Genomic DNA, 17,232 nt, shown 5'->3' on the forward strand with positions numbered 1-17,232 from the left:
CGTGATCCGCTTCGCCCTGCTGGGCCTGGGCACCGGAGCGATCTACGCCCTGATCGTCCAGGGCATGGTGATCGTCTACCGCGGGTCCGGGGTCCTCAACTTCGCGCAAGGGGCCTTCGCCGCCGTGGGCGCGCTGGCCTACTACGACCTGCGGGTCCACACCGGACTGCCCGTCCCGGTCGTCATCGTGCTGGCCCTGGCCGCCTCAGGGGCGGCCGGGGGGCTCATGCACCTGCTCGTGATGCGGCCCCTGCGGGACGCGCCGCCGCTGACCAGGGTGATCGCCACCCTGGGCCTGATGTCGGCGCTCCAGCAGGCCGGGACGATCCTCTTCGGGACCTCGGTCAGGACGGTGCCGTCCTTCCTGCCCACGGGCGGAGTGCACGTCGCCGGGACGGTCGTCAGCGCCGACCGGCTCATCCTCCTGGCCATCGCCGCCGTGGTGTCGGCCGTCCTCTGGCTGGTGTACCGCTTCAGCAGGTTCGGCGCCCTCACCTCGGCGGTGGCCGAGAACGAGCGGGCCGCGCAGCTGGTCGGGCGCTCACCGGACGTCATCGCGGCCGTGAACTGGATCCTCGGATGCACGCTCGCGGGCGCCGCCGGCATCCTCATCATCCCGATCATCGGGCTGAACACCGACGGGCTCGTCCTGCTCGTCCTGCCCGCGCTGGCCGCGGCGGCCGTGGCGGGCTTCGACTCCTTCACGATCTCGTTCGCGGCGGCCGTGGCGATCGGCGTCGTCCAGTCCGAGATCACCTACTACGTCGACGCCTCGGGCTGGGACAACGCCGTCCCCTTCCTGATCGTCATCATCGTGCTCGTGGTCCGGGGCAGGCCGCTGCCGCTGCGCAGCCATGTCAACGAGCGGCTGCCCGAGATCGGGACCGGCGTGCTGAGGCCGGTCCCGATCGCCCTCGCCGCGGGCGCCGTCGTCCTGCTCGTCCTCGGGACCTCCGATTCCTGGACCGACCCGTTCACCGTGTCGATCCTCGCGGGGATCCTGTGCGTGTCGCTGGTGGTCGTCACCGGATACGCCGGGCAGCTGTCCCTGGCCCAGTACGCCTTCGCGGGCTGGGGCGGGTACGTGGCGGCGCGGCTGGCCGCCGTCTACGGGCTGCCCTTCCCCCTGGTCCTGCTCATCGGCGTCGCCGCCGCGGTCCCCGTCGGCATCGTCATCGGCCTGGCGGCCCTGCGGACGCGCGGCATCCATCTGGCGATCGCGACGTTCGGGCTGGCCTTCTCCTTCCAGAGCGTGCTGTTCCAGAGCGTCCCCCTGACCGGCGGGACCGAGGGGACGGTCGTCGACTCGCCCTCGCTGTTCGGGTGGAACATCGACACCGCGCTGCATCCCAAGCGCTACGCCCTGGTCTGCCTGGCCGCGCTCGTCCTGGCCGCGCTGGCCGCCGCCAACATCAGGCGCGGCCGCTCGGGACGGCGCATGGTCGCCGTCCGCGGGAACGAGCGGGCGGCCGCCTCGCTGGGCATCAGCGTCTACGGCGCCAAGCTGTACGCCTTCGCCCTGTCGGCGGCGATCGCCGGGCTCGGCGGAGTCCTGCTGGTCTTCCAGTCGACGTTCGTCGACTTCAGCAAGTTCAGCGTCTTCAACTCGATCGCCGTCGTCATCAACACCGTCATCAACGGTGTCGGATTCCTGGTCGGGGCGGCGCTCGCCGGTCTCAGCTCCGTCGGAGGCCTCGCCACCGCGATCATCGGCAAGGTCGTCACGAGCGGGTCGGTCAACCAGTACGTGACCCTGGTGCTGGCGCTGCTGCTCGTCCCGACGCTGATCGGGTTCCCCAACGGGCTGGCCGCCCGGATCACGACCCTGCGGCCGCCGGCGTTCCTGCGCTCCCGCCCGTCCCGGCCGGACGCGGCCGAGGAGGCGGAGGCCGGGCGGGCGGCCTCCCAGGTCGCCCCCGCCCAGGCCCACCGGGTGACGCCGCTGGTCCTCGAGGTCAGCGGGGTGTCGGTGAGCTTCGGCGGCGTCCACGCCCTGACCGGGGTGTCGGTGGAGGTCCGGCCGGGAGAGATCGTCGGGGTCATGGGCCCCAACGGAGCGGGCAAGACCACCTTCATCGACGCGGTGACGGGCTTCACCCGGCTGCGCGGCGGGACCATCCTGCTCGGCGGCGAACGCGTCGACGGGATGAAGCCGCACCGCCGGGCCCGCCGCGGCGTCGGCCGCACCTTCCAGTCGCTGGAACTGTTCGACCAGCTCACCGTGCTGGAGAACCTCAGGACCGCCTCGGACCCGCGCGACCCGGCCGCCTACCTCACCGACCTGCTGTGGCCGCGGAAGTCGGCGCTGACGCCCGGCGCCCGGTCGGCGATCGCCATGTTCGGGCTGGCCGAGGACTTCGACCGGCTGCCGTCGGAGCTGTCCTACGGCCGCCGCCGGCAGGTGGCGATCGCCCGGGCCATCGCCGCGGAGCCGTCGATCCTGCTGCTCGACGAGCCCGCCGCCGGGCTGCACGAGACCGAGACCGCGGAGCTGGGCCTGATGCTGCGCCGGCTCGCCGAGGAGTGGGGCATCGGCATCCTGCTCGTCGAGCACGACGTCCCGCTCCTCAACCGGGTGTGCGACCGGATCGTCGCGATGGACTTCGGCGCGGTCATCGCTACCGGTACCCCGCAGGAGATCCGCAAGGACCAGCGTGTGATCACCGCCTACCTCGGCGAGGAACACGCGATCAAGGAAGGGGCGGTCGGCGATGCTCACTGACGAACCGCCGGTGCTGCAGGCCAGGGACCTGCACGCCGGCTACCGGGGAGTCCCGTGCGTCCGGGGGGTGGACCTCGACGTCCACCCCGGCGAGGTCGTCGTGGTCCTCGGGCCCAACGGGGCGGGGAAGACCACGACCCTGCTGACGATGGCGGGCGCGCTGCCGGGCCTCGGCGGCGACGTCCTGTGGCGGGGGGCGCCGACGAAGGCGCCCCTGCACCGCAGGGTCGGCGACGGCCTCGGCGTGGTGCCAGAGGAGCGCTCGATCACCTCCCGGCTGTCGGTGCTGGACAACCTGCGCATCGGCGCAGGTCCGGTCGAGCGGGCGCTGGAGCTCTTCTCTGAGCTCCGGCCCCTGCTGGGCCGCAGGGCCGGTCTGCTGTCGGGTGGAGAGCAGCGGATGCTGGCCACGGCCCGCGCGCTGGCGGCCGGGCCGTCGGTGCTGCTGGCCGACGAGCTCTCCCTCGGCCTCGCCCCGATGATCGTCTCGCGGCTGATGCGGGCCCTGCGCGAGGCCGCCGACCAGGGCGCCACGGTGCTGCTGGTCGAGCAGCACGCCCGCAAGGCCCTGGCCGTCGCCGACCGCGCCTACATCCTCCAGCGCGGCGCGGTCGTCTGGTCGGGCACCGCCGACGAGGCGCGCCGCAACCTGCGCCGCATCGAGCGGGCCTACCTCGGGCAGGACGGTGCCGGTGCCCGCGACTGATCGGACTCCCGGCAGCGTCACCGTCGTGGGAGCGGGCCTGGCCGGGCTGCGGACGGTCGAGCGGCTCAGGGAGCGGGGCTTCACGGGCGGCATCGAGCTGTTCGGGGGAGAGGAGCATCCGCCCTACGACCGTCCGCCGCTGTCCAAGCAGGTCCTGCGCGGCGAGGCCGACGAGGTCTGGCTGCGGCCCGCGGACGGCTACCCCGCGCTGCGGGCCGGTCTCAGGCTCGGGCTGCCCGTCCTCGGCCTGGACGCCGATCGCCGCCTGATCAGGACCGGGGAGGGAACGCACCCGTACGAGGCGCTCGTCATCGCCACCGGGGCCGAGCCGCGCCGGATCCCCGGACTCGGCGGCAGGGTGCTGCGGACCCTGGACGACGCCCGATCACTCCGCGCCGAGCTGCGGCCCGGCGCGGTCCTGGGCATCGTCGGGGCGGGCCTGATCGGCTGCGAGGTCGCCGCCGGGGCGCGGGCGCTGGGCGTCGAGGTCCATCTCGTCGACGCCGCTCCCGGTCCGCTCGCCCGGGTGGTCGGCGAGCGCGTCGGCGGGCTCTTGGCGGATCTGCACCGCGGCCACGGCGTCGAGCTGCACATGGGCACGACCGCGATCCGCACCGCCGCGGGCCTGTCGCTGTCGGACGGCACCGGGCTGGCGGTCGACACGGTCCTCGAGGCGGTGGGCTCGGTCCCCGCGACCGGCTGGCTCCGCGGCGGCGGCCTCGACCTCGGCGACGGCGTCCGCTGCGACGCCGCGGGCCGGGCCCTCTCGGCCACCGGCGGGATCGCGGCGGGCGTCTACGCGGTCGGCGACGTCGCCTGCTGGGACGGCGTGCGGCACGAGCACTGGACCAGCGCGGGCGAGCAGGCCGACCGGGTGGCCGCGGCGATCCTCGGCCAGGAGCCGCCCCCGGCAGGACCGCCCTTCTGGTGGAGCGACCAGTACGACCTCAAACTCCAGGGCCTCGGCACCCTCGGCCCCGACCTGCACCTGGTCGCGTGGGGGCCGAAGGCCAAGACGATCGCCCTGTACGCCCGCGACGGCCGCCTGACCGGAGCGGTCGGATTCTCCGCGCCCGCGGCGGTCGTGCGACTCCGCGCCGACGTCGCCGGGGGCCGTCCGATCGGCGACGTCCTCGAGCGCTTCACCCGCTAGCGACATCCCGACGGCGAGGAGCCGAGCATGGACGACAGCCAGAACCTCGAAGCGCGCGTCAGGCGGCTGGAGGACCACCAGGAGATCCTGCAGAGCCTCGTCGACTACGGCGAGCTGCTCGACCAGCGGGATCTCGACTCCTGGGCCGCGCTCTGGGCCGAGGACGCCGAGTTCGAGATGAGCACCGGCCGGGTCGCGGCGGGCCGTCAGGCGATCAAGGAGATGCTCGGGGCGGTCATCGCGGCAGGCCCGCGCCCGGTGCTGCACCTGGAGACCAACCCGCGGATCACACTGCGCGGCGACGAGGCCGACTCGACCATGCTGTTCGCCGTCGCGCGGACCCAGGACGACGGCCTCACCCGCGTGGTCTGGCTCGGCCACCACCACAGCAGGCACGTCCGCACCCCGGACGGCTGGAAGATCGCCTACCGGCGCAACACCGTCGACCTGCCGGAGACCGGCCACCCCTGACGCTCGTCGCCCTACGGCCGGCCCGGTCGGAGCTCGACGAAGAGCGCCTCCGCCTCGGCGCAGAGGACCGGGCCGTCCCGCAGCTCTCCCGCGACGACGTACTTGCGGCCGGTCACGCTGACGAGCCGGGCCGAGATCTCCAGGTCCCGGTCGATCGGCGTGATCGACCGGTAGTCGACGCGCAGGTACGCGGTCCTGGCAAGGCTCCGCCCGTTCACCCTGGCCACCTGGCCGAGGATCTCGTCGAAGACGAGCGGGATGCTGCCGCCGTGCGCGGCGCCGTTGCGGCCGAGGTGGTAGCGGCCGAACCTGACCGTGCCCCGGCTCCCGTCCGGGCCGGTCTCGACGATCTCCAGCCGGGGCGACATCGTCTGGCCCCGGCCGGGCAGGCCGGCCAGGCGCCCGAACACGCGGTCGTGTTCGGGCACCTGGCTCCGGTCGAGCTCCGCCGACCAGCCGGTGAGAGCCTCCCGGAGGCAGCGGACGGCCTCCGGCGACGGCCGTGCGGACGACAGCCGGTCGAGGAACCCCCTCAGGTCCTCGATCATCGCCGCGTAGTCGCCTGCGGACGCCTCATCCGGCACGGAGCCGCCTTTCTCCCGTGTCTTCCGGGGCCGTTCGGGTCAGCGGGAGGCGCCGGACATCAGGAAGTCGACCACGGGGCCGCCCGCCGCCCACGACCCGCCGATGGACGACATGATGTGGCCGTCGTCGACGAGCAGGTTCACCCCGCTGATCCCCGCGGCCGCCGGGCTGTTGAGGAAGAGCATGACGTTCGCCATCTGCTCGGGGTCCAGCGGCCGCGTGCCCACGGCCTGCCGGTAGTCGGCGCCGAAGCCGTCGAGCCAGGAGTTGGCGCGGGCCAGCGGGGTGTCGGTCGGCCCGGGGCAGATCGCGTTGATCCGGACGCCCTTGGCCATCAGCGGGAAGGCCTCGCGCGCCACGTAGGCGTTCACGGCCTGCTTGCTGAAGGTGTAGGTGTTCGTGCCCTCGTGGGAGGCGATCCACTTGTCCGCGGTCTCGAAGTCGGGCGAGGACAGGAACTCCACCACCCTCGGCAGGTGGTTCTGCCAGCCGAGTCCCGCGACCGAGGAGATCAGGCAGACCGCGGAGCCGCGTCCCAGGGTGCCTTCGGCGACCAGGCGCTCGATGAGGTGGCGGTGGGCGATGAAGTTGATCCGCATGAGCGCGGGGCCGTCGGCGACCCCGGCCGCGGAGAACACCGCGTCGAGCGGGCCGTCGAGCCGGTCGAGGGCGGCGTCCAGGACGGCGCGGTCCTGCAGGTCGACGGTGATCGTCTCGGCCACCGGGAAGTCGACCGGCGCCCGGTCCATCACCACCACCTCGGCGCCGAGGTCGGCCGCGGCGCGTGCCGCGGCCGCGCCCATCCCGGTCGCACCTCCGACGACCAGAACGCGTTTCCCGGTGTAGCCGAAGATCTGAAGGTCGGTCATGGCGCACTCTCCGCTCACTCGCGTCGATTTTGAACTCAGACTAGAAACTCGTCCGGGGAGAAATTATACTTCGTCTAAATATGATGCGCCAGGTACCGCCACGAGCAGGCATCCGAAGGGAACGAACATGGATCCTGATCTCTCCCACGATCAGCGGCTCCTCCTGGAGGCGACCGAGAACCTCATCCGGTCGAGCCTCTCGCCGGAGGTCGTGCGCAGCCTGGTCGACGGCACGGGCGAGTTCCCCTCCTCGGCCCGCTCGGCCTACTGGTCGCGCGGCGCGGAGCTCGGCTGGTTCGCCTTCCTGGCGCCCGAGGAGCTCGGCGGCGGAGGCGTCTCCGGCCGGGGGCTGTGCGACGCGGCCGTCTTCGCCGAGCTGAGGGGACGCCACCTGCAGCCCGGCTGCTTCGTCGACACGAACGTCACCGTCGCGGCGCTGACCCGTGAGGGGACGGCCGGACAGCGGTCGGAGATCCTGCCCGACCTGGTCGCGGGCGCCTCGTCCGCGGCCTGGGCGATGGCCGATCCCGCGGGGGACTGGTCGGGCGGCGCCGGCCTCGAATGCCTCCCCGCCGGCGGCGGGTACCGGCTCTCCGGGCTCAAGGGCCTGGTGGTCGACGCCCATCTCGCCGACTGGCTCCTGGTGACCGCGGAGGCGCCCGAGGGCCCGACCCAGTTCCTCCTTCCCTCCTCGGCCCCCGGCATCGCCGTCGAGATGCTGGACGGCCTGGACCTCACCCGCTCGCTCTGCCGGATCCGGTTCGAGTCCGTCCAGGCGGGGCTCTCGGCCGTCGTCGGGACGCCCGGCGGCGCGGGGCCCGCGATCGACGCCCAGCTGCAGACGGCCTGCGTCCTCGGCGGCGCCGAGACGGTCGGCGCGATGCAGCACCTGTTCGACATGAGCGTCCGGTACAGCAAGGACCGCATCGCCTTCGGCCGGCCGATCGGCTCCTTCCAGGCGCTCAAGCACCAGCTCGCCGACACCAGCCTCGCCGTCGAGACGAGCCACGCCTGCCTGGCCGGCGCGGCCCGGGCCGTCGAGGCGGCCGACGAGGGGGCCGCGGAGGCGGCGAGCCTGGCCAAGTCCCTGATCGGGGACGCCGCGGTGGAGGTGGCCCACAAGTCCTGGCAGCTCTTCGGCGGCATCTCCTACACCTGGGAGCACGACTTCCATCTCTACCTCCGCAGGCTGACGGCCGACGCCTCGCTCTACGGATCGCCGACCTGGCACCGCGAGCGCGTCTGCCGGCTGGCCGGAGTCTGAACACCGAGCGGAACGAGGACCACCCCGTGAGCGCAGCACCCGATCTCGAGAGCTACCGCCGCCAGGCCAGGGACTGGCTGGCGGCCAACCTCGAAGCGAAAGACCCCGGCAAGGCCGCCGACCTGCGCGGCGGCGGACGGGAGTGCGCCGAGGACTATCGTCCGGAACGAGCCCTGCAAAAGCGGCTCCACGAGGCCGGCTACGCCGGGATCGACTGGCCCGCCGAGTACGGCGGCCAGGGGCTGACGGCCGAGCACGCCAGGGTCTTCGCCGAGGAGGCCCTGCACTACCGGCTGCCCGACCTCGGCCACGCCGGCGGCACGACCTACGGCCCCGTCGGCAAGACGCTCGTCCGGCACGGGTCGCCCGCGTTCCTGGCCAGGCACCTCCCGCGCATCCTCGCCGGGGACGAGCTGTTCGTGCAGCTGTTCTCCGAGCCGAGCGCGGGATCGGACATGGCGGGGATCATGACCCGCGCCGAACGCGACGGCGATGCGTGGGTGCTGACCGGCTCGAAGATCTGGACGAGCGGCGCGCACTACGCCGACTACGGCATGTGCCTGGCCAGGACCGACTGGGACGCCCCCAAGCACCGCGGCCTCACCTGGTTCGCCGTGCCGATGCGTGCCCGGGGCGTCTCGATCCATCCGATCCGCGAGATCACCGGCGGCGCCGAATTCTGCCAGGAGTTCCTCGACGAGGTCAGGGTGAGCGCGGACGAGGTCATCGGCGAGGTCGACCAGGGCTGGTCGGTGGCGCAGACGATGCTGCTGGTCGAGCGCGGGGCGGGCCGCGACGATCCGGTCAACATGCCGGCCGTGGAACCGCACCGGATCGATCCCTTCCTCCTGCGCCTGGCCAAGGCCGCGGGCCGGGACCAGGACCCCGTCGCCCGCCAGGCCATCGCGAAGATCCACGCCGCGGAGTGGGCGCGGGCGCAGATCGGGATCCGGGTCGGCGGGCTGATGCGGACCAGCGGCAGGCCGCCGGGGGGCATCGCCTCCTACTGGAAGCTGTCGGAGGGCCTGCGCGCGCCCGAGCGCGCCCGCCTCCTGATGGAGATCGGCCAGGGCGTGCCCCTGGCCTGGGATCCCGGCGACGAGGACGGCGAGCACATCGTGCGCGAGTACCTCAACAGCCGGGTCTGGTCGATCGCCGGCGGCTCGAACGAGATGCAGCGCAACGCGATCGGCGAACAGGTGCTCGGCCTGCCCCGCGAGCCCAGTTTCGACAAGGGCAGGCCGTTCAGCGAGGTCCTCCGCAGCGCCCGCGAGTGGACCACCCAGGATTGAGATCGACCACCCCCGAGACCGCTGGAGAACAGACATGACCTACCGCGTCATCCAATGGACGACCGGAGTGGTCGCCCGCGAGGCGATCGCCGGCATCATCGGCCACCCCGACCTGGAGCTCGTCGGAGCCTGGGTCCACTCACCCGACAAGGACGGCCGCGACGTCGGGGAGCTGTGCGGGCGGGAGCCGCTCGGCGTCACCGCCACCCGTGACGCCGCCGCGCTCCTCGCCCTGCCCGCGGACTGCGTCTGCCACATGCCGGGACGCGACTGGGTCGAGGACCCGTCGCGGACCCTCGCCGGGCTGCTGGAGATCCTGCGCGCGGGCAAGAACGTCGTGAACCTGTGGTGGCCGACCCTGGTGTACCCGCGCGCGGAGAGCGAGGAGGTGTACCGGCGGCTCCAGGAGGCCTGCCTCGAAGGCGGCTCCTCGTTCTGCACGGTCGGCATGGACCCCGGCTACGGCACGGCGGGCCTCGCGCTGTCGGCGCTCGCGCTCTCGCGCGAGGTGGAGACCGTCCGCATGTCCCAGTTCATGAACAACGCCCACTGGGAGGGGCCCGGCATCACCAAGTTCTTCGGCTTCGGCCGGCCCGAGGTCGCCGACACCCCGATGCTGCAGCCGGGGGTGACCGCCGGCTACCACGCCACGACGCTGCACCTGCTGGCCGACGCCCTCGACGTGAAGATCGACGAGATCGTCGAGGACCACCGGGTGATCTACGCCGACGAGGCGTTCGACATCGCCTCGGGCCACATCCCCGCGGGCACCATCTCGGGCGTGCACTACGAGGTGAAGGCGGTGGCCGGTGGACGGGACCGGATCATCGTCGAGCACATCGAGCGGCTCCGCGAGCAGGACTTCGCCGAGCTGGAGTTCAAGGGCGACGGCTACCGGGCGGAGGTCGTGGGCGAGCCGTGCGTCCGGCTGGAGATGACGCTGTCGTCGAAGCCGGACTTCGTGGGCGACGGCATCGCCGTGGCCAGTGCCATGAGCGTCGTGAACGCCATTCCGCGCGTCTGCGAGGCTCCGCCCGGTGTCCTTTCCCTTTTCGATCTGGCGCCCTTTCCGTCGAGGAATTCGATGATTCGCCGATCCGGATCGTAAAAGCGCCGAAGCCCTGGGACGTATTGTCCCAGGGCTTCGGCGGACGCTTTTTCAGTCGGAGGCGGGCAGGGGTTTCGCGGTCTTCATCTGGAGGACCTGGCCGTCCGCGGCCAGTGGCCCCGTCCCGGCCTTGGTGCACAGCAGTTCCACCGTGCCGTCCTCACGTGCGTAGCGTTTTCCCAGCTCAACCGAGGGTCCGTCGGGAGGCGGAGGTGTGGTTCCGGGGGTCTCCGCGAGCATGTCCGCGCCGGCGCAGGAGATCGTCCCGGTGTTCTCCGCCGCCCTGATGACGACCACTTCGCACGTCGAGTTCTGTGCGAACAGGCGCATGCCGACCTTAATGTCCATGGGGACCGTCCTTTGTTCATCAGATGCACTTCATCGTCAGCTTAGCCGGGGTCGAACTACTCCGAAAGTGCTCGATGGCAATTGGCCCGGCAATTCACGGAGGGCGGACGGGGCTGTGCAATGGGTGCGCGATTAGTTATACTGAGTCTAAATATGGTGGAGCATGAGTCCCGGGAGGGCGCCTTGGCAGGCACACCGCAGCGCACGACGGACGGTCCCGCCCCGCGCATACCGCTGGTGGACTATCTCGACCTCGCGGGCGAGCCGCGCCTCGTCGTCCGCGAGTGCGACGGCTGCGGGGCCCGGTTCTTCGACCGGCGCAACGCGTGCGCCGCGTGCGGGCTGACCGGCTTCCACGCCGCGGAGCTGCCGCGCGAGGGCACCGTCCGGACCTTCACGATCGTGGCGCTGGCCGCGCCGGGCGTCCCCGCGCCGTTCGTCGCGGCCGTCGTCGACTGCGGCGGCACCCTGGTGCGGGGCAACCTCGTCAACGTCGATCCCGATCCGGATCACGTGACGCTCGGGATGAAGGTCCGGCTGACCACCGTCCCCGTGGGCACCGACGCCGCCGGGACGCAGGCCGTTGGATTCGGGTTCGAGCCCGCCTGAGCGGACTCACGGAGGAAGGCAGGTCCGCCATGGCGGAGGACGTTTGGATCCTGGGCGTCGCGATGACCAGGTTCGGGAAGCACCCGGACCTGGACGTCGTCGACCTGGCGTCGAGGGCGGCGCTGGACGCCCTCGCCGACGCCGGCATCGGCATCAAGGACGTCGGGGTGCTCGCCGCGGGAAGCCTGACCGGAGGCAGCTCGTCCTTCGGCCAGCTCCTGCAGAAGCAGATCGGGCAGACGGGCGTCCCGGTGTACAACGTCGCCAACGCCTGCGCCACCGGGGCGACCGCGCTCCGGGTGGCGATCATGGCGGTGAAGGCGGGGGAGGCCGACTACGGCATGGCCGTCGGCGTCGAGAAGCTGTCCGGCGCGGGCCTGCTGTCGGCGCCGCGACGCGAGCGGGGCGACACCTGGACCCCGGAGGGGCGCTTCGGCGCGGTCGCCCCGCTGGACGGCCGGATCGGCACGGACGGCATGCCCGGCGTCTTCGCCCAGATCGGCATGGAGTACGGCGCGAAGTACGGCGGCGCCGACTTCGAGCTGTTCGCGAGGATCTCGGAGAAGAACCACGCCCACTCGACGCTGAACCCGCTGGCCGCCTACTCCAGGCGGTTCACCCTCGAAGAGATCATGAACGATGTCATGATCGCCTACCCGAACACCCGGCCGATGTGCTCGGCCAACTGCGACGGAGCCGCCGCGGTGATCGTGGTCGGCGAGAGCAGGCTGAAGACGCTCTCCCTGCAGCAGCGGCGCCGCGCCGTGAAGATCAGCGCGTCCGTGCTGACGAGCGACCCCTGGCAGGACGGCTGCCAGGTCCTGCCCGACGTCAACACCCTGACCAGGCAGGCCGCGACGCTGGCCTACGAGGCGGCCGGCATCGGCCCCGAGGATCTGGACCTCGTGGAGCTCCACGACTGCTTCGCCACCGCCGAGCTCGTCCACTACGACAATCTGCGGCTGTGCGAGCCGGGCGGGGCCGTCGAGCTGTTCGACTCCGGGGCGACCTGGCGCGACGGCCGGATCCCGGTCAACGTCAGCGGTGGCCTCGAGTCCAAGGGCCATCCGATCGCGGCGACCGGCATCGCCAACATCTGGGAGATCTGCCAGCACCTGCGCGAGGAGGCGGGCCCCCGGCAGATCGAGGGCGCACGCGTCGGTCTCGCCCACGTGATCGGCCTCGGCAGCGCCTGCGGCGTCCACATCCTCGAACGCCCCTACCTGTCCTGCTCCACCGGCTGACCCTCCCGGCCCGTCGGGGAGCCGCGGACGGTTCCCGTGCCCGCCGTCATCCTGCGGCCGTCCCGGCGGAAGGTCCTGCGAACGCCTGAACGCAGGGGAAACCGGCCGGGGGCGCTCTGCGCGCCCCCGGCCGGTTCCGGTGCGGGGTCAGAGCACGATCGGCAGCTTGTGGTAGCCGCGCAGCGTGCTGGTGTGGATCAGTTCCGCGCCGGACAGGTCGACGTCCCAGGACGGGAACCGCTTGAGCAGCTCCTCCAGCGCGATCCGGCCCTCCAGACGGGCCAGGGCGGCGCCGAAGCAGTAGTGGACGCCGTAGCCGAAGGTCATGTGACGGTCGATCTTCCGCCGGACGTCGAAGGTGTCGGGGGCGTCGAAGGCCCGCTCGTCCCGGTTGGCCGAGCCGGTGAGCAGCACCAGGGCGGCGTCCTGGGGGACCGTCCGCCCGTACAGCTCGACCGGGGCGGCCATCGACCTGACCTGGATGGGCGAGGGCACCTCGTAGCGCAGGGTCTCCTCGACCGCGGACGGCACCAGCGACGGGTCGGCGACGACCGCGGCCCTCTGGTCGGGATGGTCGGCCAGCAGCTTGCCCATCCAGCCGATGAGCCGGGCCGTCGTCTCGTTGCCCGCGGCGTAGAGCATGCCGACGTAGTTGAGGATCTCCTCGTCGGTCAGCCCGCGCTCGACCCCGTCGTGGTCGGTGAAGCGGGCGGCGATGAGGGTGCTGAGGAAGTCGTCGGCCGGGTGCTCGCGGCGGTAGGCCAGGAACGGCGCGTACGGCGTCCCGATGGTGTTGATCTTCGATTCGCCGGGCATCTCGGCCGCCTTGAGCCGCGCCGATTCCTCGATGTTGTCGCGCAGGTCGATCTGCGACTCCTCGGGGATGCCGACGAGCGCGCCGATGACGCGCATCGGCAGGTGCGCGCCGAAGTCGGCGATGAGATCGAATCCGCCGCCTCCCACATGCCGGTCGAGGTACTCCGCGCACAGCTCGCGGATCCTCGGCTCCAGCGCCAGGACCCGGCGCGGCGTCACCGCGCGGCTGAGGATCAGCCGGTGGGCGTCGTGCTCGGGCGGGTCCTCCGCGATGAACAGGCCCGGCGGGACCTTCTGCCCGCTCTTGAGCATCTCCAGCAGGATGCCCTTGGCGGAGCTGTAGGTCTGCCAGCTCGTCGAGGCCGCCTCGACGTCGGAGAAGCGGGACAGGGCGTAGAAGTCGTACCGCTCGTTGTAGTAGAGCGGGGCCTCGTCGCGCATCCGCTTCCACACCGGATACGGATCGGAGTCGATCTCGAAGTCGTAGGGGTCGTAGTAGATCTCGGTCGCCGTGCTCACACGGATTCCTTTCGCCGAACGGACGGGGGGTGGGGTCGCTCGCGCCGGAGGGCGGAGCGGACGGTCAGATCGGCTCGCACAACGCCTTGACCTGGAGGTACTCCTCGAAGCCGAGCTTTCCGGTCTCGCGGCCGATGCCGCTCTGCTTGTAGCCGCCGAAGGGCACGTCGTGGCCGTAGTAGATGCCCCCGTCGACGATCATCGTCCCGGCGCGGACCCGGCGGGCCAGGGCCTTGGACCGCTCGTGGTCGCCGGAGAAGACCGCGCCGGACAGGCCGAAGACGCTGTCGTTGGCGATGCGGACGGCGTCGTCGTCGTCATCGAACGGCAGGGCGACCAGGACGGGGCCGAAGACCTCGTCGCGGGCGATCTCGCTGTCCTCGGGCATGTCGGCGAAGAGGGTCGGCTCGAAGTAGTAGCCCGTCTCCAGGTGCGCCGGGCGCCGCCCGCCGAGGACCGGCTTGCCGCCCGCCGCGATCGCCCGTTCCACCATGGCCTCGACGCGGTCGCGGTGCCGGGCGCTGTTCAGCGGGCCCATGATGTTGCCCATCACGGTGGGGTCGCCGTAGCGCATGTGGGAGAGCTGCTGGGCGGCGAGCTCCACCCCCTCCTCGAACCGGGAGCGCGGCAGCAGCAGCCTGCTGAGCGTCGCGCAGCCCTGCCCGCCGTGCAGGCAGACCATGAAGGTCGACATGCCGATGGCGCGGGCGAAGTCGGCGTCCTCGAGGACGATGTTCGCCGACTTCCCGCCGAGCTCCAGGAAGCACTTCTTGACGGTCGCCGAGCCCAGGCTCATGATGCGGCGGCCGACCGCGGTGGAGCCGGTGAAGCTGATGAGGTCGACCCTGGGGTCGGTGACCAGCTCCTCGCCGCGGTCGTTGGCCGCGCTGGTGATGACGTTGAACACCCCCGGCGGGATGTCGGTGCGCTCGGCCACGAGCCTGCCGATCGCCGCCGCGCTCCACGGGGTGGTCGGGGCCGCCTTCAGCACGACCGTGTTGCCGGCGGCGAGCGCCGGGGCGACCTTGGCCAGGTTCACCTGGAACGGCTGGTTCCAGGGGGTGATCGCCCCGACGACGCCGTACGGCTCGCGCTCGACCCAGCGGTGGGAGGCGAAGCCCTCGATGTCGCCCTCGCCGTAGTCCTCGGAGAAGGGGTAGCGGTCCAGCAGGTCCGCCACCCAGCCGATGCCCGCGACGGGCATGTCGACCGTGGAGCCGGTGATCTGCGCGGGGAGCCCGACCTCGGCCGTCGACAGCGCCTTGAACTCCTCGGCGTGGTCGGCCAGCGCCGTCTGGAGCTGGCGCAGGCAGCGGGACCTGAACGCCGGATCGGTGCTCCAGGAGGTCATGTCGAACGCGGTCCTGGCGGCGTCGACGGCCGCCTCGACGTCCCGGGGGGAGGCGTCGGCGGCGACCCCCAGGGAGGTCTCGGTCGCCGGGTTGATGTTGTCGTAGGTCGCCCTGTCCTCGGCGTCGACGAGCCGACCGCCGATGAGGAGCTTGTCGACCTTGAGGGACGCGAAACTCATGTGCCTTCTCCTGATCTTCCGGGCGTCACTGGCAGCGGTAGACCGCTGTGACGTCCCATTCGGTTTCGCTGCCGCCGTCCGGGGTGGCCGGCTCCATGCACCTGGGCATGGGAACGGCCCGGCCGGCGCGCACGTCGGCCGCCCAGATGACGGTCTGCCCGTCCTCCCGCCACGACAGGTCGGCCCAGGTCCCGTCGAAGGTCCCCGTGCGGGGGACGTCGAGCAGGCTCCAGCCGACCTTGCGGAGGACTTCGAGTTCGAGCGCCTGCACCTGGGGGCCGTCCAGCCCCGTGCAGCCGCGGTAGTGCTCGGCGACCTCGCCGAAGGGGACCTCGCGCCGCACGACCTTCGTGACGAGCTCGGGATCGGCGTAGCCCCAGGCGGTGCCCTGGGGCAGCACGAGGAAGGTGGGCGCGAACCGGTGGCCGCCCAGGTGGCTGGTGCGCCGCACCTCGGCGCCGGGGACGTCCGCCGCGCGGACGGCGAGCGCGGCGCCGCGCCGGCCGCAGCACGAGTCGCGGGTGCCGTGGGTGCAGACGAGGACGTCGACGCCCGGCGCGTCGAACTCCGACGGCGCGGGGTCGGCGGCAGCCTCGAGCAGCGCGGCGACGGTCGCGGTCAGCGACGCGCCCACGCGGCCGCGGAGCCTGCGGTAGCCGTTGAAGCCCGGCCCCGGCGGCCGGGAGTGGAGGATGACGCCGCGCTCCTGCGGGGGAGCGGCGGGGTCGGCGGGCACGACGGCCTGCAGCCGGTGGCGGCGGGGCGCGAGGAGCGGGGCCAGCGCGACGCCCTCGGGGGTGCGCCCGACATCGCGCGGCCAGGGGAGCGGCATCTCGACCAGCACGAACCCGTCCTGGGTGCCGGCCGTTCCGATCGGGGAAAGGGCGGCGGCGCGCGAGCGGTCACTGCACCTGATCTTCGCGTCGGCGTCCGGGCTGTCGAGGGTTCCGGCGGAGGTCCCCATCTGCTCAGGCCACCGGGTCGGGGGCCGCCGCGAGGTGCTTGACGGCGGGCCGCACCGAGGCCGTCCGCCAGTCGGCGATGCCCTCGTCGCCGGGGACGCCCATCGGCATGCGGTCCTCGTGCGTCCAGGCCCAGTGGGCGTGGTTGAGCTCATGGAGGCTGAAGCAGGCGTTCAGCGCGTTGTAGAAGCCCATCTGGTCGACGGTCTGGTTGACCGACTCCTTGATGAGCAGGGCGGCCATGGTCGGCACCGACGCGATCCGCCGGGCGAGATCGAGGGCGGAGTCCTGCAGCCGGTCGGGCGGGAAGACCTTGGAGACCATGCCGATCGCGTGCGCCTCGTCGACGCCCAGGGAGTCGCCCGTCAGCAGGAGCTCCTTGGTCCGGCGCGGCCCGAACTCCCAGGGGTGGGCGAAGTACTCCATGCCGCACATGCCGAGCCGGGTGCCGACGACGTCGGCGAAGGTGGTGCCCTCGGCGGCGACGATGAGATCGCAGGCCCACATGAGCATCAGGCCGGCGGAGTACACCTGGCCGTGGACCGCCGCGATGGTGATCTTGCGCAGGTTGCGCCAGCGGCGGGTGCTCTCGAAGAAGTGGTGCCACTCCTGGAGCATCAGCCGCTCGGCGCCGCCGCGCGTCCCGCCGTTGACCCCGGCCGAGGGGTGCCGTCCGGGGCCGGGCGCCATGTCCTCGCGTCCCTGCGGCGACCCCATGTCGTGGCCCGAGGAGAACATCGGGCCGTGGCCGCCGAGGATCACGACGCGGATCGCGTCGTCCTCCTCGGCGCGCAGGAGGGCCTGGCCCAGCTCGACGAGGAGCCCCCGGTTCTGGGCGTTCCGCTCGCGGGGACGGTTGAGCATCACTCGTGCGATCGCCCCTTCGTCGAGCGATTCGTAGGTCAGGTACCTGTACTCGGGATCTGTCATCGGAGCCTTCCATCGTGAGCCACGACGCTCTGGCGCGCACCGGGGAGGGGACGCTGCCAGGCATCCGTCGTACGATATTTACACTAAGTCGAAATTTCGCTAG

The 17,232-nt window shown here is 72.1% G+C and carries 16 protein-coding genes; 9 read left to right on the plus strand and 7 right to left on the minus strand.

Annotation, left to right across the window (positions count from 1 at the left end):
* Window position 1 precedes the first annotated feature (1 nt).
* The 4 genes from ABD785_RS27470 to ABD785_RS27485 are packed head-to-tail and all read left to right on the plus strand — an operon-like array spanning window position 2 to window position 5,052.
* A complete protein-coding gene (locus ABD785_RS27470) occupies window positions 2-2,722 on the plus strand; it encodes an ABC transporter permease subunit (RefSeq protein WP_344833837.1) in 2,721 nt (906 codons plus the stop codon).
* On the plus strand, window positions 2,712-3,428 hold the full coding sequence (locus ABD785_RS27475) for an ABC transporter ATP-binding protein (RefSeq protein ID WP_344833841.1): 717 nt from the start codon (window positions 2,712-2,714) through the stop codon (window positions 3,426-3,428). Before ABD785_RS27470 ends, ABD785_RS27475 begins: the two co-directional genes overlap by 11 nt.
* The gene (locus ABD785_RS27480) at window positions 3,415-4,581 is read left to right on the plus strand and encodes an NAD(P)/FAD-dependent oxidoreductase (RefSeq protein ID WP_344833844.1); all 1,167 of its coding nucleotides are present in this window, start codon (window positions 3,415-3,417) and stop codon (window positions 4,579-4,581) included. The genes ABD785_RS27475 and ABD785_RS27480 overlap by 14 nt, the downstream gene beginning before the upstream one ends.
* Before the next feature lie 27 nt (window positions 4,582-4,608).
* Window positions 4,609-5,052 carry a nuclear transport factor 2 family protein gene (locus ABD785_RS27485; RefSeq protein WP_344833846.1) on the plus strand — a complete coding sequence of 148 codons (444 nt, stop codon included), beginning with the start codon at window positions 4,609-4,611 and terminating at the stop codon, window positions 5,050-5,052.
* Window positions 5,053-5,063: 11 nt separating this feature from the next.
* Here the strand turns inward: ABD785_RS27485 and ABD785_RS27490 are convergent, their stop codons facing one another.
* Window positions 5,064-5,636: a PaaI family thioesterase gene (locus tag ABD785_RS27490; RefSeq protein WP_344833849.1), complete on the minus strand. Its 573-nt coding sequence runs from the start codon at window positions 5,634-5,636 to the stop codon at window positions 5,064-5,066.
* Window positions 5,637-5,675: 39 nt separating this feature from the next.
* Window positions 5,676-6,506 (minus strand): SDR family oxidoreductase, encoded by an 831-nt coding sequence (locus tag ABD785_RS27495; RefSeq protein WP_344833850.1) that lies wholly within the window; start codon window positions 6,504-6,506, stop codon window positions 5,676-5,678.
* 127 nt (window positions 6,507-6,633) lie between these two features.
* On the opposite strand from ABD785_RS27495, the gene ABD785_RS27500 reads away from it, so the two are divergent.
* From ABD785_RS27500 to ABD785_RS27510, 3 genes are read left to right on the plus strand one after another with little or no spacing between them, the layout of a single operon-like run.
* Window positions 6,634-7,770 carry an acyl-CoA dehydrogenase family protein gene (locus ABD785_RS27500; RefSeq protein ID WP_344833853.1) on the plus strand — a complete coding sequence of 379 codons (1,137 nt, stop codon included), beginning with the start codon at window positions 6,634-6,636 and terminating at the stop codon, window positions 7,768-7,770.
* Window positions 7,771-7,796: 26 nt separating this feature from the next.
* Complete coding sequence (locus ABD785_RS27505; protein ID WP_344833855.1) at window positions 7,797-9,062, plus strand: acyl-CoA dehydrogenase family protein; 1,266 nt, start codon at window positions 7,797-7,799, stop codon at window positions 9,060-9,062.
* 34 nt (window positions 9,063-9,096) lie between these two features.
* Entirely contained in the window at window positions 9,097-10,170 is a 1,074-nt protein-coding gene (locus tag ABD785_RS27510; protein WP_344833856.1) for an NAD(P)H-dependent amine dehydrogenase family protein, read from the plus strand.
* Between the two features lie 51 nt (window positions 10,171-10,221).
* Here ABD785_RS27510 and ABD785_RS27515 read toward each other — a convergent pair whose 3' ends face one another.
* On the minus strand, window positions 10,222-10,518 hold the full coding sequence (locus ABD785_RS27515; RefSeq protein ID WP_344833858.1) for a hypothetical protein: 297 nt from the start codon (window positions 10,516-10,518) through the stop codon (window positions 10,222-10,224).
* A 183-nt stretch (window positions 10,519-10,701) separates the two neighbouring features.
* On the opposite strand from ABD785_RS27515, the gene ABD785_RS27520 reads away from it, so the two are divergent.
* Complete coding sequence (locus ABD785_RS27520) at window positions 10,702-11,127, plus strand: Zn-ribbon domain-containing OB-fold protein (RefSeq protein WP_344833861.1); 426 nt, start codon at window positions 10,702-10,704, stop codon at window positions 11,125-11,127.
* A gap of 29 nt (window positions 11,128-11,156) precedes the next feature.
* A complete protein-coding gene (locus ABD785_RS27525) occupies window positions 11,157-12,371 on the plus strand; it encodes a thiolase family protein (RefSeq protein WP_344833864.1) in 1,215 nt (404 codons plus the stop codon).
* A 147-nt stretch (window positions 12,372-12,518) separates the two neighbouring features.
* Here the strand turns inward: ABD785_RS27525 and ABD785_RS27530 are convergent, their stop codons facing one another.
* The 4 genes from ABD785_RS27530 to ABD785_RS27545 form a co-directional block, all read right to left on the minus strand.
* Window positions 12,519-13,706 carry a cytochrome P450 gene (locus ABD785_RS27530; protein WP_344833866.1) on the minus strand — a complete coding sequence of 396 codons (1,188 nt, stop codon included), beginning with the start codon at window positions 13,704-13,706 and terminating at the stop codon, window positions 12,519-12,521.
* Window positions 13,707-13,770: 64 nt separating this feature from the next.
* Entirely contained in the window at window positions 13,771-15,237 is a 1,467-nt protein-coding gene (locus ABD785_RS27535; protein WP_344833867.1) for an aldehyde dehydrogenase family protein, read from the minus strand.
* 25 nt (window positions 15,238-15,262) lie between these two features.
* Complete coding sequence (locus ABD785_RS27540; RefSeq protein ID WP_344833869.1) at window positions 15,263-16,201, minus strand: sucrase ferredoxin; 939 nt, start codon at window positions 16,199-16,201, stop codon at window positions 15,263-15,265.
* 4 nt (window positions 16,202-16,205) lie between these two features.
* Window positions 16,206-17,129: an enoyl-CoA hydratase gene (locus tag ABD785_RS27545; RefSeq protein WP_344833871.1), complete on the minus strand. Its 924-nt coding sequence runs from the start codon at window positions 17,127-17,129 to the stop codon at window positions 16,206-16,208.
* Between the last annotated feature and the right edge of the window lie 103 nt (window positions 17,130-17,232).

Origin of the sequence: Actinocorallia longicatena, from assembly GCF_039534125.1 — a bacterium.
Taxonomy (GTDB): Bacteria; Actinomycetota; Actinomycetes; order Streptosporangiales; family Streptosporangiaceae; genus Actinocorallia; species Actinocorallia longicatena.

What these genes read in the sequence shown, in the direction of transcription:
- ABD785_RS27495 (WP_344833850.1), bottom strand. Translation starts at nt 6,506, where the DNA reads ATGACCGACCTTCAGATCTTCGGCTACACCGGGAAACGCGTTCTGGTC.
- ABD785_RS27510 (WP_344833856.1), top strand. Translation starts at nt 9,097, where the DNA reads ATGACCTACCGCGTCATCCAATGGACGACCGGAGTGGTCGCCCGCGAG.
- ABD785_RS27485 (WP_344833846.1), top strand. Translation starts at nt 4,609, where the DNA reads ATGGACGACAGCCAGAACCTCGAAGCGCGCGTCAGGCGGCTGGAGGAC.
- ABD785_RS27525 (WP_344833864.1), top strand. Translation starts at nt 11,157, where the DNA reads ATGGCGGAGGACGTTTGGATCCTGGGCGTCGCGATGACCAGGTTCGGG.
- ABD785_RS27540 (WP_344833869.1), bottom strand. Translation starts at nt 16,201, where the DNA reads ATGGGGACCTCCGCCGGAACCCTCGACAGCCCGGACGCCGACGCGAAG.
- ABD785_RS27500 (WP_344833853.1), top strand. Translation starts at nt 6,634, where the DNA reads ATGGATCCTGATCTCTCCCACGATCAGCGGCTCCTCCTGGAGGCGACC.
- ABD785_RS27475 (WP_344833841.1), top strand. Translation starts at nt 2,712, where the DNA reads ATGCTCACTGACGAACCGCCGGTGCTGCAGGCCAGGGACCTGCACGCC.
- ABD785_RS27515 (WP_344833858.1), bottom strand. Translation starts at nt 10,518, where the DNA reads ATGGACATTAAGGTCGGCATGCGCCTGTTCGCACAGAACTCGACGTGC.
- ABD785_RS27545 (WP_344833871.1), bottom strand. Translation starts at nt 17,129, where the DNA reads ATGACAGATCCCGAGTACAGGTACCTGACCTACGAATCGCTCGACGAA.
- ABD785_RS27535 (WP_344833867.1), bottom strand. Translation starts at nt 15,237, where the DNA reads ATGAGTTTCGCGTCCCTCAAGGTCGACAAGCTCCTCATCGGCGGTCGG.